This window comes from Cereibacter azotoformans (genome assembly GCF_021391315.1).
Lineage (GTDB): Bacteria > Pseudomonadota > Alphaproteobacteria > Rhodobacterales > Rhodobacteraceae > Cereibacter_A > Cereibacter_A azotoformans.
Genome location: NZ_CP090021.1, coordinates 1014814 through 1038698, shown reverse-complemented (window position 1 = coordinate 1038698; position 23885 = coordinate 1014814). Strand labels below are relative to the sequence as shown.

Annotated in this window: 22 protein-coding genes; 10 read left to right on the top strand and 12 right to left on the bottom strand. The window is 70.1% G+C overall.

Annotation, left to right across the window (positions count from 1 at the left end):
* Window positions 1–60: 60 nt before the first annotated feature.
* Entirely contained in the window at window positions 61–1530 is a 1470-nt protein-coding gene (locus tag LV780_RS05250; protein WP_108220810.1) for a leucyl aminopeptidase, read from the bottom strand.
* A gap of 208 nt (window positions 1531–1738) precedes the next feature.
* On the opposite strand from LV780_RS05250, the gene lptF reads away from it, so the two are divergent.
* The 6 genes from lptF to rsmA all read left to right on the top strand — a co-directional run bounded on the left by lptF (window position 1739) and on the right by rsmA (window position 9298).
* Window positions 1739–2869 (top strand): LPS export ABC transporter permease LptF, encoded by a 1131-nt coding sequence (gene lptF, locus LV780_RS05245; protein ID WP_101340398.1) that lies wholly within the window; start codon window positions 1739–1741, stop codon window positions 2867–2869.
* Window positions 2866–3960: an LPS export ABC transporter permease LptG gene (lptG, locus tag LV780_RS05240; RefSeq protein WP_011908158.1), complete on the top strand. Its 1095-nt coding sequence runs from the start codon at window positions 2866–2868 to the stop codon at window positions 3958–3960. Before lptF ends, lptG begins: the two co-directional genes overlap by 4 nt.
* On the top strand, window positions 3960–6098 hold the full coding sequence (locus tag LV780_RS05235) for an LPS-assembly protein LptD (RefSeq protein ID WP_108220811.1): 2139 nt from the start codon (window positions 3960–3962) through the stop codon (window positions 6096–6098). The genes lptG and LV780_RS05235 overlap by 1 nt, the downstream gene beginning before the upstream one ends.
* A gap of 103 nt (window positions 6099–6201) precedes the next feature.
* Window positions 6202–7419 (top strand): peptidylprolyl isomerase, encoded by a 1218-nt coding sequence (locus LV780_RS05230; protein WP_108220812.1) that lies wholly within the window; start codon window positions 6202–6204, stop codon window positions 7417–7419.
* The gene (pdxA, locus tag LV780_RS05225; RefSeq protein ID WP_108220813.1) at window positions 7416–8384 is read left to right on the top strand and encodes a 4-hydroxythreonine-4-phosphate dehydrogenase PdxA; all 969 of its coding nucleotides are present in this window, start codon (window positions 7416–7418) and stop codon (window positions 8382–8384) included. The genes LV780_RS05230 and pdxA overlap by 4 nt, the downstream gene beginning before the upstream one ends.
* A 77-nt stretch (window positions 8385–8461) precedes the next feature.
* Window positions 8462–9298, top strand: coding sequence for a 16S rRNA (adenine(1518)-N(6)/adenine(1519)-N(6))-dimethyltransferase RsmA (gene rsmA, locus LV780_RS05220; protein ID WP_101340394.1), 837 nt, complete (start codon window positions 8462–8464; stop codon window positions 9296–9298).
* Window positions 9299–9336: 38 nt separating this feature from the next.
* Here rsmA and LV780_RS05215 read toward each other — a convergent pair whose 3' ends face one another.
* The 6 genes from LV780_RS05215 to LV780_RS05190 all read right to left on the bottom strand — a co-directional run bounded on the left by LV780_RS05215 (window position 9337) and on the right by LV780_RS05190 (window position 15129).
* The gene (locus LV780_RS05215; protein ID WP_108220814.1) at window positions 9337–10080 is read right to left on the bottom strand and encodes a DUF4167 domain-containing protein; all 744 of its coding nucleotides are present in this window, start codon (window positions 10078–10080) and stop codon (window positions 9337–9339) included.
* Between the two features lie 269 nt (window positions 10081–10349).
* A complete protein-coding gene (prmC, locus tag LV780_RS05210) occupies window positions 10350–11186 on the bottom strand; it encodes a peptide chain release factor N(5)-glutamine methyltransferase (protein ID WP_108220815.1) in 837 nt (278 codons plus the stop codon).
* Window positions 11183–12238 carry a peptide chain release factor 1 gene (gene prfA / locus LV780_RS05205; RefSeq protein WP_101340391.1) on the bottom strand — a complete coding sequence of 352 codons (1056 nt, stop codon included), beginning with the start codon at window positions 12236–12238 and terminating at the stop codon, window positions 11183–11185. Before prfA ends, prmC begins: the two co-directional genes overlap by 4 nt.
* Before the next feature lie 160 nt (window positions 12239–12398).
* Entirely contained in the window at window positions 12399–12842 is a 444-nt protein-coding gene (locus LV780_RS05200; protein ID WP_085996554.1) for a DUF1499 domain-containing protein, read from the bottom strand.
* A gap of 5 nt (window positions 12843–12847) precedes the next feature.
* On the bottom strand, window positions 12848–13813 hold the full coding sequence (speB, locus tag LV780_RS05195; protein WP_101340389.1) for an agmatinase: 966 nt from the start codon (window positions 13811–13813) through the stop codon (window positions 12848–12850).
* Between the two features lie 149 nt (window positions 13814–13962).
* Window positions 13963–15129 (bottom strand): M20 aminoacylase family protein, encoded by a 1167-nt coding sequence (locus tag LV780_RS05190; RefSeq protein WP_011908148.1) that lies wholly within the window; start codon window positions 15127–15129, stop codon window positions 13963–13965.
* Between the two features lie 151 nt (window positions 15130–15280).
* Here LV780_RS05190 and mazG point away from each other — a divergent pair, with 151 nt between their 5' ends.
* From mazG to LV780_RS05175, 3 genes are all read left to right on the top strand, one after another.
* The gene (mazG, locus tag LV780_RS05185; protein ID WP_101340388.1) at window positions 15281–16096 is read left to right on the top strand and encodes a nucleoside triphosphate pyrophosphohydrolase; all 816 of its coding nucleotides are present in this window, start codon (window positions 15281–15283) and stop codon (window positions 16094–16096) included.
* A gap of 74 nt (window positions 16097–16170) precedes the next feature.
* Window positions 16171–17181: a Fe(3+) ABC transporter substrate-binding protein gene (locus LV780_RS05180; RefSeq protein WP_011908146.1), complete on the top strand. Its 1011-nt coding sequence runs from the start codon at window positions 16171–16173 to the stop codon at window positions 17179–17181.
* 91 nt (window positions 17182–17272) lie between these two features.
* Window positions 17273–18214 (top strand): nucleoside hydrolase, encoded by a 942-nt coding sequence (locus tag LV780_RS05175; RefSeq protein ID WP_108220816.1) that lies wholly within the window; start codon window positions 17273–17275, stop codon window positions 18212–18214.
* Between the two features lie 36 nt (window positions 18215–18250).
* On the opposite strand, the gene LV780_RS05170 is transcribed toward LV780_RS05175, so the two are convergent.
* The 4 genes from LV780_RS05170 to LV780_RS05155 form a co-directional block, all read right to left on the bottom strand.
* Window positions 18251–19291: a sensor histidine kinase gene (locus tag LV780_RS05170; RefSeq protein ID WP_101340432.1), complete on the bottom strand. Its 1041-nt coding sequence runs from the start codon at window positions 19289–19291 to the stop codon at window positions 18251–18253.
* 156 nt (window positions 19292–19447) lie between these two features.
* Window positions 19448–19966: a gamma carbonic anhydrase family protein gene (locus tag LV780_RS05165; protein WP_108220817.1), complete on the bottom strand. Its 519-nt coding sequence runs from the start codon at window positions 19964–19966 to the stop codon at window positions 19448–19450.
* Window positions 19963–20598: a guanylate kinase gene (gene gmk, locus LV780_RS05160; protein WP_101340386.1), complete on the bottom strand. Its 636-nt coding sequence runs from the start codon at window positions 20596–20598 to the stop codon at window positions 19963–19965. Before gmk ends, LV780_RS05165 begins: the two co-directional genes overlap by 4 nt.
* A 2-nt stretch (window positions 20599–20600) precedes the next feature.
* Entirely contained in the window at window positions 20601–21491 is an 891-nt protein-coding gene (locus LV780_RS05155) for a YicC/YloC family endoribonuclease (RefSeq protein ID WP_101340385.1), read from the bottom strand.
* A gap of 190 nt (window positions 21492–21681) precedes the next feature.
* Between LV780_RS05155 and LV780_RS05150 the strand changes: the two genes are divergently transcribed.
* Window positions 21682–22359, top strand: a complete 678-nt coding sequence (locus tag LV780_RS05150) for a PAS domain-containing protein (protein ID WP_108220818.1) — start codon at window positions 21682–21684, stop codon at window positions 22357–22359.
* A 57-nt stretch (window positions 22360–22416) separates the two neighbouring features.
* Here the strand turns inward: LV780_RS05150 and LV780_RS05145 are convergent, their stop codons facing one another.
* Window positions 22417–23787: a class II 3-deoxy-7-phosphoheptulonate synthase gene (locus tag LV780_RS05145; RefSeq protein WP_117344943.1), complete on the bottom strand. Its 1371-nt coding sequence runs from the start codon at window positions 23785–23787 to the stop codon at window positions 22417–22419.
* Window positions 23788–23885 lie beyond the last annotated feature (98 nt).

Genomic DNA, 23885 nt, shown 5'->3' with positions numbered 1-23885 from the left:
ACTTGGCCGCCGCCTGCCCTTCGGCGCACCGGGCGGCCGACCCGCCCGGCGCAGGCTCCGTCACTTCTCCAGCATGTCCCGGATCAGCCGGTCGAGCGAGAGCACCCCCCAGCCGGTCGCGCCCTTGGGCGCCAGCGCCGTGTCCCCCTTGAGCAGCGCCGTACCCGCGATGTCGAGATGGATCCACGGCGTCTCGGGCTTCACGAAGCGGCGCAGGAAATGCGCGGCCGTGATCGAGCCCGCCTCGCGCCCGGTCGAGTTGCGCATGTCGGCGATCCGCGACTTCAGCATCTCGTCATAGCGCTCGCCCATCGGCATCCGCCAGGCGCCCTCGCCCTCGCTCTGCGCCGCCTTCAGGAAGGCCGCGCAGAAGGCGTCGTCGTTCGAGAAGACCCCGGTGTTCTCATGGCCCAGCGCCACGATGATCGCGCCCGTCAGCGTGGCCAGATCGATCACGCCCCGCGGGTTGAACCGCTCCTGCGCATACCAGAGCACGTCCGCCAGCACGAGCCGGCCCTCGGCGTCGGTGTTGATGACCTCGATCGTGTCGCCCTTCATCGAGCGCACCACGTCCCCCGGCCGCTGGGCGTTGCCGTCGGGCATGTTCTCGACGATGCCCACCAGCCCCACGACATTGGCGCGGGCCTTGCGCATGGCCAGCGTGCGCATCACGCCCGCCACCACCGCGGCCCCGCCCATGTCCATCGTCATGTCCTCCATGCCGGCGGCGGGCTTGATCGAGATGCCGCCGGTGTCGAACACCACCCCCTTGCCCACGAGGGCGAGCGGCACCTGATCCTCGGGCCCGCCCTTCCACTGCATGACCACGAGCTTCGAGGGGTGCTCGGAGCCCTGCCCCACGCCCAGAAGCGCGCGCATGCCGAGCTTTTCCATGTCCTCTTCCTCGAGGATCTCGACCTCGAGGCCCAGCTCGTGCATCGCCGCAAGGCGCGCGGCGAAGTCGAAGGTCGAGAGCACGTTGGCGGGCTCGTTCACCAGATCGCGGGTGAAGAAGATGCCCTCGGCCAGTGCGGCCATCGGGCCCGCCTCGGCGGCGACCGTCTCGGGATTGGCGACCATCATCGTCACCGGGCCGGGCACGGTCTTCTCGCCGGTCTTGTGCGGCGTGAAGTCATAGGCCCGAAGCGCGATGCCGAACGAGACCTCGGCCGCGCGCTGGATCGTGTCGGCCAGCACCAGCGTCCCCGCCTTCGAGAGCGACCGGCCGATGGCGCCGCCCGCCTTGCGCGCGGTGGCCACATCGCAGCGCCGGTCCAGCTTCACCAGCTGGACCGCATCCGCGGCCATGCCCGCGGGAAAGCCCAGCTCCATCGCCTCGCCCTGCTTGAGCTTGCCGAACGCCTCGGACGCCGCCGCCCGCTCGAGCGCGCCGCGCATCAGCCGGTTCACGCGCTTTGCGGCCGCGCCCATCGCGCCCCCTTCGCCGGCAAAGACGACGATGCGCCCCGCGCTCGAGGCGATGGCCTCGAGATCGGGGCTCTGGAACTGGATGGGAACGGGATGGGTCATGACGAAACTCCGCTGCAACGACTTGGCGCCGGGGCGCCCCTTGTGGCGGGCACCGGAGCACGGGCGGCCGAAGCCGCCCGCGCCCCCGGGCCTCTCTGGCGCGAGGCTAGCCCCTGCCCCGTCCGAGCGCCAGATACCAGTTTTCCCCGGCGGTGTTTTCCGGTAGCGTCCGCCAAACCCCGGGGACAACGGACAGGAAGTGCGAGGCGTGTCTAGATTCGACAGATATCTCCTGTCGCAACTGGTGGCGCTGTTCGGCTTCTTCTCGCTCGTGCTGGTGCTGGTCTACTGGATCAACCGCGCGGTGGGCCTGTTCGACGACCTGATCTCCGACGGCCAGTCGGCGCTTGTCTTTCTCGAATTCTCGCTGCTTGCCCTGCCGAACGTGATCCGGCTCGTTCTGCCGCTCTCGGCCTTTGCCGCCACGATCTACATCGTGAACCGCCTCAGTCAGGAATCCGAGCTGGTGGTGATGCAGGCCACGGGATTTTCCGCCTTCCGCCTCGCGCGTCCGGTGATCTGGTTCGGCCTGATCGTGGCGATGATGATGATCGTCCTGATGAACCTGCTCGTTCCGGCAAGCCGGGCCACCCTCTCCGCCCGCTCGGCCGAGATTTCCGAGAATGCGACCGCCCGTTTCCTGCGCGACGGCGAATTCCTGCACCCCGTCCGGGGCGTGACGCTCTATATCCGCGAGATTTCCGAGACGGGCGAGCTGAACGACCTCCTGCTCGTGGACGACCGCGACCGCGCGCGTTCGACGATCTACACGGCGCGCCGGGCGCTTCTGGTGCGGACCGAGACGACGCCGCGGCTGCTGATGATCGACGGAAGCGCCCAGACGCTCACCCGCGAGGGGCGCCGGCTCGAGCTGACCCGATTTGCCGATGTCACCTATGACCTCGGCGCCTTCATGAAGAGCGACGGCCCCAAGCGGCGCGTGCTCGAGGAGCTTTCGACGCCCGACCTGCTCGCGCCGACCGAGGCGCTTCTGGCCGAGACGCGGTCCACCCGCGCCTCGGCCCTCTACGAGGGGCACAGCCGGATCGCGCAGCCCTTCCTCGGGCTCGCCTCGTCGCTGATCGGCTTTGCGGCGCTGCTTCTGGGCAGCTTCAGCCGATTTGGCCTGTGGTGGCAGATCCTCTTTGCGGTCGTGCTGCTGATCGTGGTCCAGACGATCAATGTGGCGGCCTCGGGCGCCGGCGTGACGGACGAGGCCCTCTGGCCGCTCGCCTATGCGGCCCCGGTGGTCGGGCTGCTGATCGGGATCCTGCTCCTTTGGATCGCCCAGCGGCCGCGCCGGCTGCGGCGTGCCCTCATGGGGGCCTTCGCCTCATGATCCTGTCGCGCTACATCGCCCGGCGCTTCCTGCGCATGGTGTTCATCGTCTTTCTGGTGTTCTTCGGCCTGATGATGCTGATCGACGTGCTCGACCAGATGCGCAGGTTCTCGGACGAGGGGATCACGCTGGTGCAGGCGGGGCTCCTGTCGCTTCTGCGGGTCCCGGCGACGATCTACACCATCCTGCCGCTCATCGTGATCCTTGCGGCGGTGGCGCTTTTCCTCGGGCTTGCCCGGACGAGCGAGCTGGTCGTGGTGCGGGCGGCGGGCCGGTCGGGGCTGCGCTTCCTCGTAGCGCCGATGATCGTGGCGCTGGCGATCGGGGCGGCTGCCGTGACCGTCCTCAATCCGATCGTGGCCGGCACCTCGCGCCAGTATGACGCAGCGGCAAGCCGGCTCGCCCGCGGCGAGGCGAGCATCCTGTCGATCTCGGAAGAGGGCCTCTGGCTCCGGCAGGGCGGCGCGGAGGGACAGACGGTGATCCATGCCGCGCGCTCGAACACCGACGGGACGCGGCTTTATGCGGTGACCTTCCTCACCTTCGACGGCAACGGCCTGCCGCGAAGCCGGGTGGCCGCCGAACAGGCCGCGCTCGAAACCGGCTACTGGCAGCTTTCGGGCGCCAAGAGCTGGGACCTGACACTGGCCAATCCCGAGGCGTCGGCCAACCTCGAGGGCAACATCCGCGTGCCCTCCGACCTCACGCGCGAGGGCATCCAGGACAGCTTCGGCGACCCTTCGGCCATCCCCATCTGGGAGCTTCCGGCCTATGTGGCGGGGCTGGAGCGGGCGGGCTTCTCGGCCCGCAAGCACCGGGTCTGGATGCAGATGGAGCTTGCCCTTCCCTTCATGCTCGCCGCCATGGTGCTCGTGGCCGCGGGCTTCACCATGCGCCACAGCCGCTTCGGCGGCACGGGCCGCATGGTCCTTCTCGCCCTGTTGAGCGGCTTCGGCCTGTTCTTCCTGCGCAACTTCGCGCAAGTGCTGGGAGAGAACGGGCAGATCCCCATCCTGCTGGCCGCCTGGAGCCCGCCGCTGATCGGCGTGATGGGCTCGCTCGGCCTGCTGCTGCATCTCGAGGACGGCTGATGCGCCTTCTGCGGAGTTTCCTTCTCTGTGCCACCATCCTCGCGCCGCTGCCCGCGGCCGCGCAGGAAAAGGCCACGCTCGTGGCCGACAGCCTGTCGATCGTGAACGAGACGACCCTGGTGGCCGAGGGCCATGTCGAGGTGCTGTTCCGGGGCACGCGGCTCAAGGCTTCGCGCGTCCTCTACGACCAGGCGCAGGACAGTCTGACGATCGACGGCCCCATCGTGCTCGACAGCGGCGAGGGCCAGCTCGTCCTTGCCGAACAGGCCGCGCTGTCGGGCGATCTGACGAATGGCGTGCTCACGAGCGCGCGGCTCGTGCTGGACCAGCAGCTCCAGCTTGCCGCCTCCGAGATCGCGCGGGTGGGCGACCGCTACACCGCGCTCGGGCGGACGGTCGCGTCCTCGTGCCGGATCTGCGCGGAAAACCCGGTGCCGCTGTGGGAGGTGCGCGCCCGGCGCGTCGTCCATGACGAGGCCGAGCAGATGATCCACTTCGATCATGCCACGCTCAGGATCGCGGGGGTTCCGGTGGCCTACGTGCCCCGCCTGCGCATTCCCGACCCGACGCGCGACCGCGCCACGGGCTTCCTGCGCCCCGAGCTGCTCACCACGAGCCAGCTCGGCACGGGCCTGCGGGTGCCCTACTTCATCGCTCTGGGCGACAGCCGCGACGTCACGCTCCTGCCGCAGGTCACGACCAAGGGCGGCCGCACGCTGGGCCTGCGCTACCGCGAGGCGCTGTCCTTCGGCTCGATCGAGATCGAGGGCGCCACGTCGCGCGACGAGATCCTGCCCGACGATCGCCGCGGCTACCTGTTCGCGCGCGGGACGTTCGGCCTGCCGCGCGACTTCACCCTCAACTTCCAGTTCGAGGAGGTCAGCGACCGCGCCTATTACCTCGACTATGGCCTCGGCGAGAAGGACAGGCTGGCGTCAGGCTTCGAGATCAGCCGCGCGCGCCGCAACGAGTTCATCTCGGGCCGGTTGCTGAAGTTCCGCACGCTTCGCGAGGATGAGAGCAACGCGACGATCCCGTCGCTGGTCGCCGACGCCACCTTCCATCGGCGCTTCGGCTTCGGCCCCCTGGGGGGCGAGGGCGGGCTCCGGCTCACGACCCACAGCCACCGGCGCGAATCCCGCAACCCGAACGACCTCGACGACGACGGGATTGCCGAAGGGCGCGACATGTCACGCCTGTCGGTTCTGGTGGACTGGCGCCGCAACCTGATGCTCGGCGGCGGCATCCTCGGCTCGGCGCTGGCCGAGTTCGGGGCCGACGCCTACGACATCAGCCAGGACGCCGAGTGGCAGGGCTCGGACACGCGCCTTCACGGCGCGGCCGGGATCGAGCTGCGCTGGCCCTGGGTGCGCAGCATGGCCAGCGGGACCAGCGACGTGATCCAGCCGGTGCTGCAGGTGGTCTGGGCCGACAGGTCCGACGCCCGCGTGCCGAACGAGGATTCGGTTCTGGTCGAGTTCGACGAGGGCAGCCTCTTCGCGCTGGACCGCTTCCCCGGCTGGGACGCGACAGAGGACGGAACCCGCGCCGCGCTCGGGATCAACTGGACGCGCTACACGGCCTCGGGCTGGTCCCTCGGCGCCACGGTGGGTCAGGTGATCTGGCAGGACGCGGATCCGAACTTCTCGGCCGCCTCGGGCTTCGACGGCAGCCAGTCCGACTGGCTGGCCGCGCTGCAACTGAACCTGCAGAACGGCCTGACGCTCACCCAGCGCACCATCATCGACGAGACCTTCGGCGTGACCAAGGCCGAGTGGCAGATCGACCTGTCGCGCGACCGCTACGGGATCTCGTCGCGCTATGTCCGCATCCGCGAGAGCGAGCAGGAGGCGCGCCCCGACCCGATCGAGGAGCTGGCGCTGACCACCCGCTACCGGCTGACCGATGCCTGGTCGGCCAGCGCGGCGGGCCGCTACGACTTCGAGGCCGACCGGACCGCGCGGGCGGGCTTCGGGCTCGAGTTCCGGAACGAGTGCCTGAAGCTGGATCTTTCCCTCTCGCGTCGGTTCACATCCTCGACTAGTGTGACGCCGAGCACGGATTTCGGCCTGTCGGTCGATCTGATCGGCTTCGGCAGCGGAGTGACACCCGGCCCGTCGCGGGTCTGCCGCAGGTGAGGCAGAAGTCGGGACATGTCGCGCATGCGGCCAACGAGGCCGGACCATCGGGGCCAGGAGCCCCGGACCACGGGACCAAGAGCAGAAGACGGCTGACGGACAGATGAAGACCTTCGTTTCCCATTGCCTCGCCTTCGTCATGGCGTCAGGCCTGACCTTCGCCAGCGCCGTTGATGCGCCGGCGCAGAACCTCTTCGCGCCGCGCCTTGTCGTGAACGACCGGGTCATCACCAACTACGAGTTCGAGCAGCGCGTCCGCTTCCTGACCATCCTCGGGGCCACCGGCGACCTCGAGAAGCAGGCGATGGACGCGCTCATCGACGACAAGATCCGCCTCGACGCGGCCGAGCGCGCGGGCCTGAAGGCGACCGAGAGCCAGGTCACCGAGGGGATGGAAGAGTTCGCAGGACGCGCGAACCTCTCGGCCGAGCAGTTCATCGAAGAATTGGGCAAGGCGGGCGTCGCGCCGGAGACCTTCCGCGACTTCGTCCATGCGGGCCTCGTCTGGCGGGAACTGATGCGCGCCCGGTTCGGCGCCGAGGCCCGCCCCTCCGAGACGGCGATCGACCGGGCGATCACCCGGCAGACGCGGCGCACGACGATCCGGCTGCTGCTCTCCGAGATCATCATCCCCACCCCGCCGGGCCAGGAAGCCGACGCGCTGGCGCTCGCCGAGGAGATCCGCCGGACCGCGCAGGGCGAAACCGCCTTTGCGCAGGCGGCGCGCTCCTACTCGGCCTCGTCCTCGGCTGAGCGGGGCGGACGCATCGACTGGGTGCCGCTGCAGAACCTGCCCCCGAGCCTGGGCCCGCTGCTTCTGACCCTGTCGCCCGGACAGGTGAGCGACCCGCTGAAGATCCCCAATGCGGTGGCCCTGTTCCAGGTCCGCGCGATCGACGAGACGAGCGAGCCGGCGCCGGCGGGGATCGAGGTGGACTATGCCGAGCTGTTCCTGCCCGACGACAGCGACTTTGCCGGACAGCTTGGCCGCATCACCGCCCGGACCGACGATTGCGACGATCTCTACACCGTGATGCCGGGTGTCTCCGAGCAGCAGTTGCGCCGCGTGACGCGGCCGCTTGCGCAGGTGCCGCAGGATGTGGGGCTGGAGCTGGCGCGCCTCGACGCGGGCGAGATTTCCACCTCCGCGACTCCGGCGGGCGCACGCCGCGTGCTGATGCTCTGCGCGCGCCGGCCGATCACGGACGAGCCGATCAACCGCAACCGGATCGCGCAGGCGCTGGTGAACCAGACGATCTCGGCGGCCGCCGACGCCTATCTGGCCGATCTGCGCGCCAACGCGCTCATCCGCGAGCCGTGATCGCGCCGATCGCCCTCACCTGCGGCGAGCCTGCGGGCATCGGACCCGAGATTGCGGTCAAGGCGCGCCGGGCGCTTGGCGCGCGCGTGCCCTTCTTCTGGATCGGCGATCCCGCGCACCTGCCCGAGGGCAGCCTCTGGCAGGGGATCTCGGCCCCGTTCGAGGCGGCCGATGTGCCGACCGCGGCCCTGCCGGTGCTGTTCCACCGCTTTCCCGATCCGCAGGCCCCGGGCGTTCCCACGCCGGGCAATGCGGCCGAAGTGGTGGCGGTGATCGCCCGCGCCGTGTCGCTCGTGCAGTCGGGCGCGGCTTCGGCGGTCTGCACGGCGCCGATCCACAAGAAGGCGCTGAAGGACGGGGCGGGCTTCGCCTTCCCCGGCCATACGGAATATCTCGCGTCGCTGGCCGGCGTCGGGCAGGTGGTGATGATGCTGGCCTGTCCGGGCCTGCGGGTGGTGCCGGCGACGATCCACATTCCGCTGTCGGAAGTTCCGAAGCAGCTGACGCAACCCTTGCTCGAGGAGGTGCTGCGGATCACGCACGCCGCGCTCGGCCGCGACTTCGGGCTGGACAGGCCGCGGATCTGGGTGACGGGCCTCAACCCCCATGCCGGAGAGGGAGGCGCCATGGGGCGCGAGGATCTTGACGTGATCGCGCCCGTTCTGGAGCGGCTTCGCGCCGAGGGGCTGGACCTGACCGGACCGCTGCCGGCCGACACGATGTTCCACGCCGGCGCACGGGCCCGCTACGACTGCGCGGTGGCGATGTATCACGACCAGGCGCTGATCCCGATCAAGACCATCGACTTTGCCGGCGGGGTGAACGTGACGCTGGGGCTGCCCTTCATCCGCACCTCGCCCGATCACGGCACGGCCTTCGACATCGCGGGCCGCGGGGTGGCCGACCCGTCGAGCCTGGTGGCGGCGCTGGAGATGGCGGCCACGATGGCGCGGGCGCGGCGCTGAGGACAGCGCGACGGGGGTTTTGCACCCCCGCACCCCCGCAGGATATTTGGACAGAGTGAAAGAGGCGGAGGCAGACATTGGCCGCGATTGACGGGCTGCCGCCCCTGCGCGAGGTGATCCGGGCGCACGGGCTGTCGGCGAAGAAGCAGCTGGGGCAGAACTTCCTGCTCGACCTGAACCTGACGGCCAAGATCGCGCGGCTGGCGGGCGATCTGAAGGGATCGGACGTACTGGAGGTGGGGCCCGGGCCGGGCGGTCTCACGCGCGGGTTGCTGGCCGAGGGCGCGCGGCGCGTGCTGGCCATCGAGAAGGATGCGCGCTGCCTGCCGGCTCTGGCCGAGGTGGCGGCGGCGTGGCCGGGGCGCCTCGAGGTCCTGAACGCCGATGCGCTCGAGGTGGACGTGGCCGCGCGCCTGACGCCGCCGATCCGCATCGTGGCGAACCTGCCCTACAATGTCGGAACCGAGCTGCTGACGCGCTGGCTCTCGTCGGACTGGCCGCCCTTCTGGGAGAGCCTGACGCTGATGTTCCAGAAGGAGGTGGCCGAGCGGATCGTGGCGCGGCCGGGCTCGAAGGCCTACGGGCGTCTGGCGCTCCTGTCGCAGTGGCGGACCGAGCCGAAGATCGTGCTGACGCTGCCGCCCGAAGCCTTCACCCCGCCACCGGCCATTCATTCGGCGGTGGTGCATTTCACCCGGCTTGCGGGGCCGCGCTATCCGGCCGATGCGGCCGTGCTGTCGCGGGTGACGGCCATGGCCTTCAACCAGCGGCGCAAGATGCTCCGGTCGAGCCTGAAGGGGCTGGCGCCCGACATCGAGACGGTGCTGCGCGATGCGGGGATCGAGCCCACGCAGCGCGCGGAAGAGCTGTCACTGGAGGCCTTCTGCGCCCTCGCCCGCCGGGTGGCGGGCTGAGGTTCGGCGGGGCGGCCTGGCGCGCGCCCCGCCTGGTGTCATTCCGCGGCTTCGCGTGGCCCGTCGCCGTCGGGCGAGCCATCGCCATCCTCGCGAGCCTTCGGCTTGCGGGGGCCGCGCGGCCGACGCGGACGGTCGGCCTTGGGCTCGGGGTTCGATGCGTCGGGGGTCTTCTCGGCGGCCGGCTCGGACGGGCTGTCGGCCTGGGGGGCCGGCGGATCGGACGGCTCGGACCGGCGGCGCGGGGCCGGGCGGTGCCGCGGGCGCGCCTCGGGCGTCTCGACGAGGCCGGTCTCTTCCTCGGCATTCTCGGAGAGGTCGATCACCGCATGCGAGCTGGCGGGCGCCTCGGCCGGTTGCGGCTGGGCCTCGGGGCGCGGCTCGCGCTCGGGGCGGGGCTGGTCCTGCCGGTCGTCGCGGCGCTCGTCGCGCGGCCGGTCGTGGCGGTGGTTGCCCTGCTGGGGCTGGCCGCCCTGGCCCTGGTTGGTCTGGTTCTGCTGATGCTCGGACCGGCGGTTCTCCTGCTCGGCGGCCAGCTCGCGCTGCGCCTCGCCCAGGAGGCGGGTGTAATGCTCGGCATGCTGCAGGAAATTCTCGGCCGCCACCCGGTCGTTGGACAGCTGGGCGTCGCGCGCGAGAAACAGATATTTCTCGATGATCTGCGCCGGCGTGCCCCGCACCTTGCCCTCAGGACCGGAGCTGTCAAACACGCGGTTGACGATATTGCCGAGGCTGCGCGGGCGGTTCGATTTCGAACGCGAGCGGGACTTGGAGGATCTCATCTTGTCCTTGTATCCAGATGATCTGGCCCTGCCGGTATGCTGCAGCCCTGAGGTGGCCGCTCCCGGTGGCTCGAAATCCGATCCGGGGCATAACGTGCATTTCAGGCTTGGCCGCGCGGAGAACGATCACGGGTAAGGCGGACCATCCCCTCGGCGCATGTCCGAGTAATCACGCCGCCGGGTGGCTGGCAAGGGAAAAATGGGGCGGACATCCGGATTCGGCAAGGGGCGCGACCAATTGACCAAGGTCGGACGCGGTGGCGGATGGGTCATACGGCGGGACGGCGCGCAGCGACCAGCCGGTCGCGCCCGTCCAGATCCGGCAGGATACGGACCTCCGTCAGCCCCGCCGAGGCGCAGAGACCGGCCACGTCGGCGCCCTGCCCTGCCCCGATCTCGAGGAGGAGGCGGCCGCCCGGCGCCAGATGGGCGGATGCGCCGGCGGTGATGGCGCGGTAGGCGTCGAGGCCGTCGCCCTCGGGGGTCAGCGCCATGCGGGGCTCCCACTCGCGGACCTCGGGCGCGAGCTCGGCCATTTCGTGGGCGGCGATGTAGGGCGGGTTGGACAGGATCAGATCGAACCGCTCGGGCACGGCGGCGAACCAGTCGGAACGGCGGCAGTCCAGCCGGTCCGCGACCCCGAGGGCCAGGGCGTTGCCCTCGGCCACCGCCAGCGCGGCGGGCGAGAGGTCGGTTGCCACGCCGCGCGCGGCCGGACGCTCGGCCAGAAGGGTGATCGCGATGCAGCCGGTGCCGGTGCCGAGGTCGAGGAGCGTGGCAAAGGGGGCGGCCAGCGCCGCCTCGATCAGGCACTCGGTCTCGGGGCGCGGGTCGAGCGTGTCCCGCGTGACGCGGAACGGGCGGCCCCAGAAGAGCCGTTCTCCCACGATCTGCGCGACGGGCTGGCGGGCGATGCGGGCGGCCAGCGCGGCCTCGAAGCGGGCGTCGGCCTCGGGCAGGAGCGGGTCCGGCAGGTGGAGCGTGATCCGGTCCGGCGCGATCCCGAGCGCGTGGGCCATGAGGCGGCGGGCGTCGCGCGGGGCATCCTCCACGCCCGCGGCCTGGAGGCGCGCGATCGCGGCGCGCAGCGCGTCGGCCGCCCTCATGCCTCCATCTCGGCCAGCCGCGCGGCCTGATCATGCGCCGTCAGCGCGGCGATGACCTCGGCCAGATCCCCGGCCATGATCTGCGGCAGCGCGTAGAGCGTGAGGTTGATGCGGTGGTCGGTCATCCGTCCCTGCGGGAAATTGTAGGTGCGGATGCGCTCGGACCGGTCCCCGGAGCCCACCTGCGCCTTGCGGTCGGCGGAGCGGGCCTCGGCCAGCCGCTGCCGTTCGAGATCGTAGAGACGGGCGCGCAGCACCTGCATCGCGATCTCGCGGTTGCGGTGCTGGGACTTTTCCGAGGAGGTCACCACGATGCCCGTCGGCAGGTGGGTGATGCGCACCGCCGAATCGGTGGTGTTGACATGCTGGCCGCCCGCGCCCGAGGAGCGCATCGTGTCGATGCGGATGTCGGCGGCGGGGATGTCGATATCGACCTCCTCGGCCTCGGGAAGGACCGCGACGGTCGCGGCCGAGGTGTGGATGCGGCCCTGCGCCTCGGTCTCGGGCACGCGCTGGACACGGTGCACGCCGGATTCGTACTTGAGGCGGGCAAAGGCGCCCTCGCCCTCGATCCGGGCGGTGGCCTCGCGAATACCGCCGAGCTCGGAGGGGGCGAGGTCGAGAAGCTCGAACCGCCAGCCCTGCGCCTCGGCGTAGCGCTGATACATGCGCAGCAGGTCGCCGGCGAAGAGCGCGGCTTCCTCGCCCCCGGTGCCGGGCCGGATCTCGAGGATGGCGGGGCGGGCATCGGCCGCGTCGCGGGGCAGCAGCGCCAGACGGAGCGCCTGCTCCATCTCGGGGATGCGGGCGCGCAGGCGGGGCAGCTCATCCTCGGCCAGGGCGCGCATCTCGGGATCGGCGAGCATGGCCTCGGCCTCGGCCAGATCCTCGAGCGCGGTGCGGTAGGCGGCGATCTCCGCCACGACCGGCTTCAGCTCGGCATATTCGCGCGAGAGGGAGGGTATCTCGGCGGGGGCGGCGCCGGCCGACAGACGCGCCTCGAGAAACTCGAAGCGGCGGACGATCTGGAGAAGGCGGTCCATCGGCACCATGGGGGCGGTTTGTCCTGCGGATCGGCCGTGGTCAAGGGGTCAGGTGGGGTGGACGGAAGCGGGATGAGACCTGTGGGGGCTGCCGGAGCGGGGGGCTGTCTGCCCCCCGGCCGCCCCGGCGGGGCGGCTCCCCCCGAGGATATTTGAGCCAGAATGAACCTCAGGAGCGGAGACGGGCCAGCCACTCCTGGCCGCGGGCGCGGTTCACGCCGAGGTCGCTCTTGCCGAAGCGCGAGCGGGCGAAGAGCGTGACATCGGTGCCGCCATCCTCGGTCGCCACGAGGCGGACGGAGGTGAAGTCGGGGAAGCCCCACCATTTCGTCCGGGTGATCCAGGTGCGGTGAAAGCCTTCGCCCGCGATGGGTCGTGTGCGGGGCCAGTCGGCGGCGATGGTATCTAGCCGGGCCGCCACCTGATCGGGCGGCAGCGCCAGATGCAGCGGTTCGACATCGCCCCCCGGGGCCGCAAGGAAGCTGTTGTCGGCGCCGCGCGCGGTGACCGCGGTCGGATCGACGTGCCAGGCCGCCGGTTCGTTCGGCGCGAAGCGGACATAGGCCATCAGGCCGCCTGCGAGGACAACGAGGGCGAGAAGCAGGTAGCTCATCCGTTTCATTCCTTGCGCCTTCTCCAACCATAGAGACAGATCAACTCGTAGGCTACATGGGCCCCCGCGACGGCGGTGATGCCGGCGGAATCGTAGGGGGGCGAGACCTCGACCACATCGCCGCCGACAAGCGCGACACCCGCCAGATCGCGCAGGATGGCGGCCGCCTGCCAGGAGGCGAGCCCGCCCCAGACCGGGGTGCCGGTGCCGGGGGCAAAGGCGGGGTCGAGCGCGTCGATGTCGAAGGTCAGATAGACCGGATGCGCGCCCACGATGTCGCGCACGCGGGTCGCGATCGCGGCCGGGCCCTGCTCGTGCACGGTGCGCGCGTCGATCACGTTCATGCCGAGCCAGTCCGGCGTGTCGGTGCGGATGCCCACCTGGACCGAGCGGGCGGGATCGACGAGGCCCTCCTTCACGGCCTTGTACATGAAGGTGCCGTGGTCGATCCGGCCGGGGTCGTCATCGACCCAGAGATCGGAATGGGCGTCGAACTGGACCACCGAGAGCGGGCCGAAGACCGCCGCATGGGCGCGCAGGATCGGCAGCGTGATCGAATGGTCACCGCCGAGCGTGATCGCCCCCGCCCCCGCGGCCAGGATCCCCGCGACATGGGCGGTGAGGCGGCCGGGGAAATCCGCGGTCCGGGCGTAGTCGAAGGCGAGGTCTCCGTAATCGACCACCGTCATCGTCTCGAGCGGGTCGAAGCCCCAGCCGAAGGGCCGGTCGTAGGGCTGAAGGGTCGAGGCCTCGCGGATCGCGCGGGGGCCGAAGCGGGTGCCGGTGCGATTCGTCACCGCCTGGTCGAAGCCCACGCCGGTGATCGCCAGATCGACGCCGGTCAGGTCCTTGGTGTAGCGGCGGCGCAGGAAGCTCGTGGCGCCCGCGAAGGCGTTTTCGCAGGCGTAGCCGCGGGCGTCGGCCCGGGTGAAGGCCACGTCCACTTCGTTCTTCGCATCTTCCAGTGCCATCTCTCTCGCCTCGGTCCGCCGTCGGCGGGCAGTCTAGCCAAGCCCGCGCGGCGCGCCAGCCCCCGCGCGAGCACCGCCCCGCCCTGCGCGGCGGCTGGCGCAGGATAGGGGCGCGGTGCCCCGGGCGCCAGCCACGGGCTCCGGCGGTCTCACGCCTCGAGCGGCTGGGCGCGTTCGACCAGCCGGGCGAAGAAGCTTGCGCCCAGAGGGGCAGCCTCGTCGTTGAAATCATAGGCCGGATGGTGCAGGCCCGCCCCCGGCCCGATCCCGAGGAAGAGATATGCGCCGGGGCGCGCCTCGAGCATGTAGGCGAAATCCTCCGATCCCATCTCGCGGTTGGCGTTGGCCTCGACGCCGGCCTCGCCCGCGATCTCGGCGGCGACTTCGGCGGCGAAGGCGGCCTTGGCCGGATCGTTCACCGTGGGCGGGTAGCCCAGCTCGTAGTCGATCTCGACCCGCACGCCGTAGGCCGTCGCATGGCCCTCGACGATCTCATGGAAGCGCCGGCGCACGAGGTCGCGCACCTCGGGGGTGAAGGTGCGGATCGTGGCGCAGAACCAGCCGTCCTCGGGGATGATGTTCGAGGCCGAGCCGGTGTGGATCTGGGTTACCGACAGCACGAGATCGTCCAGCGTGTAGATGTTGCGCGAGATGATGGTCTGCAGCGCCGAGACCATGCCGACGATGGCCACCACCGGATCGACCGTATCGTGGGGCGTGGCGCCGTGGCCCCCCTTGCCGATCACCCGGACCGTCGCCGTATCGACCGCCGCCATCAGCGGCCCCGGCCCGGTGACGAACCGTCCGAGCGGCACGTTCGGGGCATTGTGGATGCCATAGACCTCGCGGATGCCGAAGCGGTCCATCACGCCCTCGCGCACCATGACCTCGCCGCCGCCGCCGTCCTCTTCGGCGGGCTGGAACATCAGCGCGACGCGCCCCGCGAACCGCCGCGTCTCGGCCAGGTAGCGGGCGGCGCCGAGCAGCATCGTCACATGGCCGTCATGGCCGCAGGCGTGCATCCGCCCCGGCACGGTCGAGGCATGATCGGCCCCCGTCAGCTCCTCGATCGGCAGCGCGTCCATGTCGGCGCGCAGGCCGATGGTCGGACCCTCGCCCTGCCCCTCGATGATGGCGACGAGGCCCGAGGTGGCCACGCCCTCGTGGATCTCGTCCACGCCGAACTCGCGCAGACGCTCGGCGATGAAGGCGGCCGTGGCGTGGCAGTCGAACCGCAGCTCGGGGTGGCGGTGGAGATGGCGGCGCCAGACCCTCATCTCCTCCGCGTAGTCGGCGATGCGGTTGATGACGGGCATGAGTGGTCTCCTCGGACTCGGATCAGCGCGCAAGGAAGCCCAATTCCCGCCCGTCCGCAAGGCGCATGGCGCAAGGCCTGCGGCAGGAGCGGTTTACCGCGCCGATCGGGGCCGTTATCCCGGACGCCGTCCCACCAGCGCGAGACCGACCATGTCCGACCCTTTCACCACCGGCCCCGGCCTCCCCCGCCTTCTCGCCATCATGGAGCGCCTGCGCGATCCCGAGCGCGGCTGCCCCTGGGACGTGGAGCAGACCTTCGCCAGCATCGCGCCCTACACGCTGGAAGAGGCGCATGAGGTGGCCGACGCCATCGAGCGCGAGGACTGGGACGACCTGCGGGGCGAGCTGGGCGATCTGCTGCTGCAGACCGTCTTTCACGCCCGCATGGCCGAGGAGCGCGGCCTCTTCGACTTCGAGGCGGTGGCCTCGGGCATCGCCGACAAGATGATCGCCCGGCACCCGCATGTCTTCGGCGACGAATCGCGCGACAAGTCGGCCGAGCAGCAGACCGCCGACTGGGAGCGGATCAAGGCCGCCGAACGGGCGGGGCGGGCGCAGGGAGGCGTGCTCGAAGGTGTCGCGCTGGGGCTTCCGGCGCTGACCCGGGCGGTCAAGCTGCAGAAGCGGGCGGCGCGCGTGGGCTTCGACTGGCCCTCGACGGACGAGGTGGTGGACAAGATCGTCGAGGAGGCGCGCGAGCTGGTCGAGGCGCGCGACACGCTGACCGAGGAAGAGACCTTCGAGGAGTTCGGCGATCTCCTCTTCGTGATCGCCAATCTCGGCCGGCACCTGAAGGTCGATCCCGAGGCTGCGCTCCGCGCCGCCAATGCCAAGTTCACCCGCCGCTTCGAGCGGATCGAGGCGCTGCTGGCGGCCGAGGGCCGCCGACCCGAGGACAGCGATCTGGCCGAGATGGACGCCCTCTGGAACCGCGCCAAGGCGGAGGAACGGGAAGGGCAATCCTGATAACTATGCTCAACTATTGACGCGGTGCGACGGTTCGGGGTTAATGCCGCTCGTATCCGACAAAAGAGGTCAACATGCGTCCCGCCATTGCATCTTCCATCGCCCTCGCGCTTTGCACGACCGCGCTGCCTGCCCTGGCCGAGGAGGTGAACATCTACTCGCACCGCCAACCCGAGCTGATTCAGCCGCTGGTGGACGCGTTCAGCGCCGAAACCGGCATCGATGTGAATGTGGCCTTCGTGGACAAGGGGATGGCCGAACGGCTGGTGGCCGAGGGCGACCGCTCGCCCGCCGACCTGGTTCTGACCGTGGACATCGCGCGGCTGATGCAGGTGGTGGATGCGGGCGTCACGCAACCCGTCGAGTCCGAGGTGCTGGACGCCAACATCCCCGAGTCGTTCCGCGATCCCGAGGGCCACTGGTTCGGCCTGACCAGCCGGGCGCGCATCGTCTATGCCTCGAAGGAGCGCGTGGCCGATGGCGAAGTCACCACCTACGAGGATCTCGCCTCGGAGAAGTGGAAGGGCCGGATCTGCACGCGCTCGTTCACCAACGATTACAACGTGGCGCTCACGGGGGCGGTGCTCGCCCACCACGGCGCCGAGGCCGCGCGGAGCTGGCTCGAGGGCGTGAAGGCCAACCTCGCCAAGAAGCCCGAGGGCGGCGACCGCGATCAGGTGAAGTCGATCTGGGCGGGCGAGTGCGACATCAGCCTCGGAAACACCTACTACATGGGCCAGATGGCCAATGATCCCGAACAGAAGGAATGGGCCGACTCGGTCCGTATCACCTTCCCGACCTTCGAGGGTGGCGGCACGCACATGAACATCTCGGGCGTGGCCATGACCAGGGCCGCTCCGAACCGCGAGGCGGCGCTGAAGCTGATGGAATGGCTGACCTCGGACGAGGCGCAGCGGATCTACGCCGAGACCAACCACGAATTCCCGGTCAAGGAAGGCGTCGCCCGCTCGGAGCTGGTGCAGAGCTGGGGCGAGTTCACGCCGGACGAGATCGGCCTCGCCGAAGTGGCGGCGCAGCGGGCCGAGGCGCTCAAGCTGATCGAATCGGTGAACTTCGACGGCTGAGGCTGCACCCACCAGATGAACCGGATGGCGGCCGACGGATCGGCCGCCATTTTCACGTTTCCCCAAAGGGGACAGACCGCAAGGAGAGCCCATGACCACGCCCCGCCGGATCATCATCGACACCGACCCCGGACAGGACGACGCCGTGGCTATCCTGCTGGCGCTGGCAAGCCCCGAGCTTGAGGTTCTGGGCATTACGGCGGTTGCGGGGAACGTGCCGCTGCCGCTCACGCAGAAGAACGCCCGGATCATCTGCGAGATCGCCGGGCGGACCGACATTCCGGTCTTTGCCGGCTGCGACGCGCCGCTCGTGCGCAAGCTGGTCACGGCCGAGCATGTGCATGGCAAGACCGGCCTCGACGGCCCCGCCCTGCCCGATCCGACCATGCCGCTTCAGGACCGGCACGCCGTCGATTTCCTGATCGAGACGCTGCGCACCGAGCCTGAGGGCAGCGTCACCCTCTGCCCGCTGGGCCCGCTCACCAACATCGCCACCGCCCTGCGGCGCGCGCCCGACATCGCGCCGCGCATCCGCGAGATCGTCCTGATGGGAGGCGCCTATTTCGAGGTCGGCAACATCACCCCCTCGGCCGAGTTCAACATCTATGTCGATCCCGAGGCCGCCGCGATCGTCTTCGGGGCGGGGGTGCCTCTGGTCGTCATGCCGCTCGACGTCACCCACAAGGCCCTGACCAGCCCCGCGCGCGTGCGCCGCTTCCGCGAGATGGGCACCCGGCCGGGGCGGATGGTAGCCGAGTGGACCGACTTCTTCGAGCGGTTCGACCGCGAGAAATACGGGGCGGAGGGCGCGCCGCTGCACGATCCCTGCGTGATCGCATGGCTGCTGAACCCCGACCTCTTCCTCGGGCGGCACATCAATGTCGAGATCGAGACCGAGGGCCGCTTCACGACCGGCATGACGGTGGCCGACTGGTGGCGGGTCAGCGACCGGGCGCCGAATGCGCTCTTCATGCGCGACCTCGACGCCGACGGGTTCTTCGACCTCCTTGCCGAGCGGATCGCGCGGCTCTGACCCTGCCCGGTGGATAGCCGGCCGCGCCCCTCGACTTCAGGAGGCGGGCAGCGTCACGATGAACCGGCTGCCCTTGCCCAGTTCGCTCTCGATCCGAAAGCGGCCGCGGTGGCGGTTCACGATATGCTTGACGATGGCGAGGCCGAGCCCCGTCCCGCCCTTCTCGCGCGAGCGGTGGTTGTCCACGCGGTAGAACCGTTCGGTGAGACGCGGAAGGTGGATCGCGTCGATCCCCTCGCCGCGGTCCACCACCTCGATCCGCACGGCCGGCCCCAACCGCGCGAGCCCGTCGGGGTCGCGGGCCACCTCGACGGTCACGAGCTTGCCCGAGGCGCCGTATTTCACCGCGTTCTCGATCAGGTTGTGGAAGACCTGCGTCAGCTGGTCGGCGTCGCCCGGCAGGGGGAGGTGCCCGGTCTCGCCGGTGCGCTCGATCGCGACGCCCGCCGCCTCGGCCATCGGCCGCAGCGCGGCCACCGCCTGACCGATCACGGCCGAGACATCGACCTGCGTGACCGGCCGCACCCGCTCTTCGGCCTCCACCCGACTGAGCGAGAGAAGATCCTGCACCAGACGGTTCATGCGGCCCGCCTCGCGCGCCATGATCGCAAGGAACCGCGCGCGGGCCGCCGGATCCTCGCGCGCGGCGCCCTGCAGCGTCTCGATGAAGCCGAGCAGCGCGGTCAGCGGCGTGCGCAACTCGTGGCTCACGTTCGCCACGAAGTCGCGGCGGATCGCGCCCATCTGTTCCTGCTCGGTGATGTCCTCGAAGGCGCAGAGCGCGCACCGTTCGCCCGCCACCGGCACCGGCGTCACCGTCACACGGTAGGTCACCTCGCGCGAGGGGCCGGTGATGATGTGGCGCGCCCGTCCCGGCCGATCGAGCCGGAGCGCCCCCTCGATCGCGTCCAGCAACGCTGGCTGGCGCATCGCCATGACATAATGCCGGGCCACGCTCGTCGCCCCGAAGAGACGCTGGGCGGGCGCGTTGGCCGACCTGATCCGCTCGTCGGGCCCGATCAGGACGAGCGGCAGCGGCACTCCCTCAAGAAGCTGGGCTGCGTCCTGCTCCTGCATCCTCGTCTCCCGCATGGCTGCGCGCCCTTCCTGCCATGCGATGCGGCCCGGCGCCAGACGGACCCGCCCCATGCTGCAACGCGCGGGGCGAGGTGTTGCCTCGCACCCGCAGCAGGCGTCCCCGGCGGCTGCGAGCCGGGGCCCCTGTGGGTCGGATCAGAGGGCGGTCAGTTCCGCACGAAAGCGGCGGGCATTGGCGGCATAGCCCTCGGCCGAGGCCATGAGACGGGCGCGCTCCTCCTCGGTCAGTTCGCGCACCACCTTGCCCGGAGCCCCCTTGACCAGCGAGAAGTCGGGGATCTCCTTGCCTTCGGTGATCAGAGCGCAGGCGCCGATCAGGCAGAAGCGGCCGATCTTCGCCCCGTTCAGCACCGTGGCGCCCATGCCGATCAGCGAGCCCTCGCCGATGGTGCAGCCGTGCAGCATCGCCTTGTGGCCGATGGTGCAGTTCGGCCCCACCGTCAGCGGAAAGCCCCAGTCGGTGTGCAGCACCGAGTTTTCCTGCACGTTCGAGCCGGCACCGATCACGATCTCTTCGTTGTCGCCGCGCAGGGTCGAGCCGAACCAGACCGAGCTGCCGGCCTCGAGCACCACCTTGCCGATCACGTTGGCATCGGGTGCGACCCAGGCTTCGGCGTCGATGCGCGGCGCCACGCCGTTCAGTGCATAGATCATCGGGCGTCAAACTCCTTGTTCAGTTCGCGGACGTGATCCACCAGCGTCGGCTGCGTCTCGCGGCGAAGGCGCGTGGCGGACACGATCCGCTTCAGCTTTTCCTCGGTCTCCTGAAGGTCCTCGTTGACTAGCACATAATCGTATTCGGCCCAGTGGCTGATCTCGTCCCGGCTCTTGCGCATCCGGTCGCGGATCACCTCGTCGCTGTCCTGCCCGCGGAAGCGCAGCCGTCGCTCGAGTTCCTCGATCGAGGGCGGGAGGATGAAGATCGACAGCACGTCCCGTCCGAGCGACGAGTTGCGGATCTGCTGCGCGCCCTGCCAGTCCACGTCGAAGAGCACGTCGCGCCCGGCCTCGAGCGCCTCGATCACCGGAGCCTTGGGCGAGCCGTAGCCGTTGCCGAAGACCTCGGCATATTCCAGCATCTCGCCGCGCTGGACATGGTTGGCGAAGGCCTCCCTCGACAGGAAGTAGTAGTCCCGTCCGTCCACCTCACCGGGCCGCGGCGGGCGGGTCGTGGCCGAGACCGAAAATCGGATCGTCGGGTCCCAGGCCATCAGCCGCTTGGACAGGGTCGATTTTCCGGCGCCCGAGGGCGAGGAAAGGATGAGGAGAAGTCCGCGCCGCGCCATGGTCACTCCACGTTCTGGATCTGCTCGCGCATCTGGTCAATGACGGTCTTGAGGTCGAGGCCGACCTGCGTCAGCGCCAGCGACTGGGCCTTGGAGCAGAGCGTGTTCGCCTCGCGCATGAATTCCTGCACGAGGAAATCGAGGCGGCGGCCGACCGGGCCGCTCTCGCCCAGAAGGCTCCGGGCCGCGGTCACATGCGCGGCGAGCCGGTCGAGTTCCTCGGTCACGTCCTGCTTGACGGCCAGAAGCGCCAGTTCCTGCGCGACACGGGTCTCGTCGAGGCCGTCGCCCGCGGCGAGCAGGCGCGCCATGTTCTCACGAAGCGCGACGGGCGCGGCCGCGCGACGGGCCTCGGCCTCGGTGGCGGCGGCGGCGGTCAGCGCCTCGATCCGGTCGAGCTGGGCCGCGATCAGCCGCGCCAGCGCCTCGCCCTCGGTGCGCCGCATGGACGCGAAATCCGCCAGCAGCTCAGGCAGTTCGGCCAGGAGCGCCGCCCGCAGCGGGCCCGTATCCTCGACCCCTGACGCCTGTTCCAGCACGCCCCGCAGCCCAAGAACCTCGGTCGCGCTGGCCGGGCGGAGGTCAATCCCCGTCCCGCGCGCGGCGGCCTCCACGTCGCCCATCGCCCGCAGCACCGCGTCGAGCGTCGCCGGATTGACCCGCAGCCCCTCGGAGCCACCCTCGGCCGCCACCTTGAGCGACAGGCTCACGCTGCCCCGGTTGAGCGCCCGGCCCAGCTCGGCCCGGATCGCAGGTTCGAGACCCTCGATCCAGTCCGGCACCCTGAGCCGCAGATCCAGCCCCTTTCCGTTCACCGCGCGCACTTCCCACAGCCACGAATGGCCGTGCCCCTGGCCCTTCCGCGTCGCGAAGCCGGTCATCGAGCTGATCATGCAGTCCTCCCCGACCCCCGCCGTTCGTTTACCATCGTCTCAGAATTTTCACCCGGAGATACGAAAGGAGGGGTAGATTAACATTTGGATAACCATTGCGGCCGGAGCCCGGCTTCGCCCGCAGCGGCGCATAACAGAGCGGCGGATGCGCGGCAACCCGCGCGCAGCCACGGGAAACGGGAGAGAAGTCATGGGCATGAGGTTCGGCGGCACCGGCATCGGTCACCCGGGCGGAGGGGGACGCGCGGGCGTCGATCCCGCCGCGCTGCTGGTCGTGCGGAGCCACTGGCACGAGTTGCGCTGCCGCGCGGGCGGCGAGCTGCCCGGCCGCGCCGACATCGACCCCCGGCGCATCGAGGGCGCATTGGGGTGCGCCTTCCTCGCCGAGCGGATCGCGCCGGGCATGGCGCGCTTCCGCCTTGCCGGCATGCATCTGGCCGATCTTCTGGGCATCGACGTGCGGGGCATCCCGATCTCGACCATGTTCGGCTTCGATTCGCGTGACCGTCTCGCCGAGGTTCTGGGACGGGTCTTCACCGGCCCCGGCGTTGGCGAGGTCTGGATCGAATCGCCCGCCTCGCTCGGGCGGCAGGCTCTCACGGGGCGGCTGCTGCTGTTGCCCCTGCGCTCGGAGGGCGAGCCGCCGCTGGTCTTCGGCTGCCTCGTGACCGAAGGGGAGATCGGCCGGGCGCCGCGCAAGCTGACGATCACGCGCTCGGCCGTGGAGATGATCGAGGCGATGCCGCCCGAGCGGCCCCTGCCGCGCCTTCGACTGCCCGAGTTCTCCGAGGCCGGGTTCGAGGCCGCTCCGCCGCCGCCCCGCGCCAAGCCGGGCCGCGCGCACCTGCGGCTGGTCAAGTCGGACTGAGCCGGATGAAAAAGCCGCCCCTATGGGCGGCTTTCGGGGTGCGGACGTCGTGCGAGGCTACAGCGCCACGCGCCGGCCCGCTTCGCGCATCGTGGTCAGTTCCTCGGCCACGAGGAAGGCCAGCTCCAGCGACTGCGAGGCGTTGAGACGGGGATCGCAGGCCGTGTGGTAGCGGTTCGAGAGATCCTCGTCCGTCACCGCACGCAGGCCGCCGGTGCATTCGGTCACGTCCTGCCCGGTCATCTCGAAATGCACGCCGCCGGGGATCGTGCCCTCGGCCTTGTGGATCGCGAAGAACTCGCGCACCTCGCGCAGCACCGAGTCGAACGGGCGGGTCTTGTAGCCCGAGGCCGCCTTGATCGTGTTGCCGTGCATCGGATCGCAGCACCAGGTGACCTTGGCGCCCTCCTCGCGCACGGCCTTGATCAGCCGCGGCAGATGCTCGCCCACCTTGCCCGCGCCGAAGCGCGCGATCAGCGTGAGCCGCCCCGCCTCGTTCTGCGGGTTGAGCTTGGCCATCAGCACCTTGAGATCCTCGACCGTGGTCGAGGGGCCGCATTTCAGCCCGATCGGGTTCAGCACGCCGCGGCAGAACTCGACATGCGCGCCATCGATCTGGCGCGTGCGGTCGCCGATCCAGATCATGTGGCCCGAGCCCGCGATCGGCTGGCCGGTGATCGAATCGATCCGGCAGAGCGCCTCTTCATATTCCAGCAGCAGCGCCTCGTGCGAGGTGTAGAAGTCCACCGTCGCCAGATCGTGCGAGGTCGAACCGTTCACGCCCGCGGCCGACATGAAGTCGAGCGCGTCCGAGATCCGGTTCGAGATGTCGCGATACCGCTCGGCCTTGTCCTGCTCGCAGAAGCCCAGCGTCCAGGAATGGACGCGGTGGATGTCGGCGAAGCCGCCCGTCGAGAAGGCGCGCAGCAGATTGAGCGAGGCCGCGGCCTGTGTGTAGGCCTGCAGCATCCGCCGGGGATCGGGGATGCGCCACTCGGGGCTCGGGTCGAAGCCGTTGATGATGTCGCCCCGGTAGGACGGCAGCTCCATCCCGTTGATGACCTCGGTCGGGGCCGAGCGCGGCTTGGCGAACTGCCCCGCCATGCGGCCGATCTTCACGACCGGCACCTTGGCCCCGTAGGTGAGCACGACCGCCATCTGCAGGAGCACGCGGAACGTGTCGCGGATGTTGTCGGCCGAGAATTCCGCAAAGCTCTCGGCGCAGTCGCCGCCCTGCAGCAGGAAGGCGCGGCCCTCGGCCGCCTCGGCCAGCGCCGCCTTCAGCTTGCGGGCCTCGCCCGCGAAGACGAGGGGCGGATATTTCGCAAGCTGCGCCTCGACCGCCTCGACGGCGGCGGCCTCCGGATAGTCGGGCATCTGGATGCGCGGCTTGGCGCGCCAGTCGGTCTTGGTCCAGCCCCTGCTCATGACGGGTCCTCCGGCAGCTTTGATCTGCGGGGCATATACGGAAAGGGCGGGGTCTTGGGAAGCGGAATTGGCTCAAGGAGGACCTTGAAGGGTGCGCC

What these genes read in the sequence shown, in the direction of transcription:
- LV780_RS05250 (WP_108220810.1), bottom strand. Translation starts at nt 1,530, where the DNA reads ATGACCCATCCCGTTCCCATCCAGTTCCAGAGCCCCGATCTCGAGGCC.
- lptG (WP_011908158.1), top strand. Translation starts at nt 2,866, where the DNA reads ATGATCCTGTCGCGCTACATCGCCCGGCGCTTCCTGCGCATGGTGTTC.
- LV780_RS05235 (WP_108220811.1), top strand. Translation starts at nt 3,960, where the DNA reads ATGCGCCTTCTGCGGAGTTTCCTTCTCTGTGCCACCATCCTCGCGCCG.
- LV780_RS05230 (WP_108220812.1), top strand. Translation starts at nt 6,202, where the DNA reads ATGAAGACCTTCGTTTCCCATTGCCTCGCCTTCGTCATGGCGTCAGGC.
- LV780_RS05215 (WP_108220814.1), bottom strand. Translation starts at nt 10,080, where the DNA reads ATGAGATCCTCCAAGTCCCGCTCGCGTTCGAAATCGAACCGCCCGCGC.
- prmC (WP_108220815.1), bottom strand. Translation starts at nt 11,186, where the DNA reads ATGAGGGCGGCCGACGCGCTGCGCGCCGCGATCGCGCGCCTCCAGGCC.
- prfA (WP_101340391.1), bottom strand. Translation starts at nt 12,238, where the DNA reads ATGGTGCCGATGGACCGCCTTCTCCAGATCGTCCGCCGCTTCGAGTTT.
- LV780_RS05200 (WP_085996554.1), bottom strand. Translation starts at nt 12,842, where the DNA reads ATGAGCTACCTGCTTCTCGCCCTCGTTGTCCTCGCAGGCGGCCTGATG.
- speB (WP_101340389.1), bottom strand. Translation starts at nt 13,813, where the DNA reads ATGGCACTGGAAGATGCGAAGAACGAAGTGGACGTGGCCTTCACCCGG.
- LV780_RS05190 (WP_011908148.1), bottom strand. Translation starts at nt 15,129, where the DNA reads ATGCCCGTCATCAACCGCATCGCCGACTACGCGGAGGAGATGAGGGTC.
- mazG (WP_101340388.1), top strand. Translation starts at nt 15,281, where the DNA reads ATGTCCGACCCTTTCACCACCGGCCCCGGCCTCCCCCGCCTTCTCGCC.
- LV780_RS05180 (WP_011908146.1), top strand. Translation starts at nt 16,171, where the DNA reads ATGCGTCCCGCCATTGCATCTTCCATCGCCCTCGCGCTTTGCACGACC.
- LV780_RS05175 (WP_108220816.1), top strand. Translation starts at nt 17,273, where the DNA reads ATGACCACGCCCCGCCGGATCATCATCGACACCGACCCCGGACAGGAC.
- LV780_RS05170 (WP_101340432.1), bottom strand. Translation starts at nt 19,291, where the DNA reads ATGCAGGAGCAGGACGCAGCCCAGCTTCTTGAGGGAGTGCCGCTGCCG.
- LV780_RS05165 (WP_108220817.1), bottom strand. Translation starts at nt 19,966, where the DNA reads ATGATCTATGCACTGAACGGCGTGGCGCCGCGCATCGACGCCGAAGCC.
- gmk (WP_101340386.1), bottom strand. Translation starts at nt 20,598, where the DNA reads ATGGCGCGGCGCGGACTTCTCCTCATCCTTTCCTCGCCCTCGGGCGCC.
- LV780_RS05155 (WP_101340385.1), bottom strand. Translation starts at nt 21,491, where the DNA reads ATGATCAGCTCGATGACCGGCTTCGCGACGCGGAAGGGCCAGGGGCAC.
- LV780_RS05150 (WP_108220818.1), top strand. Translation starts at nt 21,682, where the DNA reads ATGGGCATGAGGTTCGGCGGCACCGGCATCGGTCACCCGGGCGGAGGG.
- LV780_RS05145 (WP_117344943.1), bottom strand. Translation starts at nt 23,787, where the DNA reads ATGAGCAGGGGCTGGACCAAGACCGACTGGCGCGCCAAGCCGCGCATC.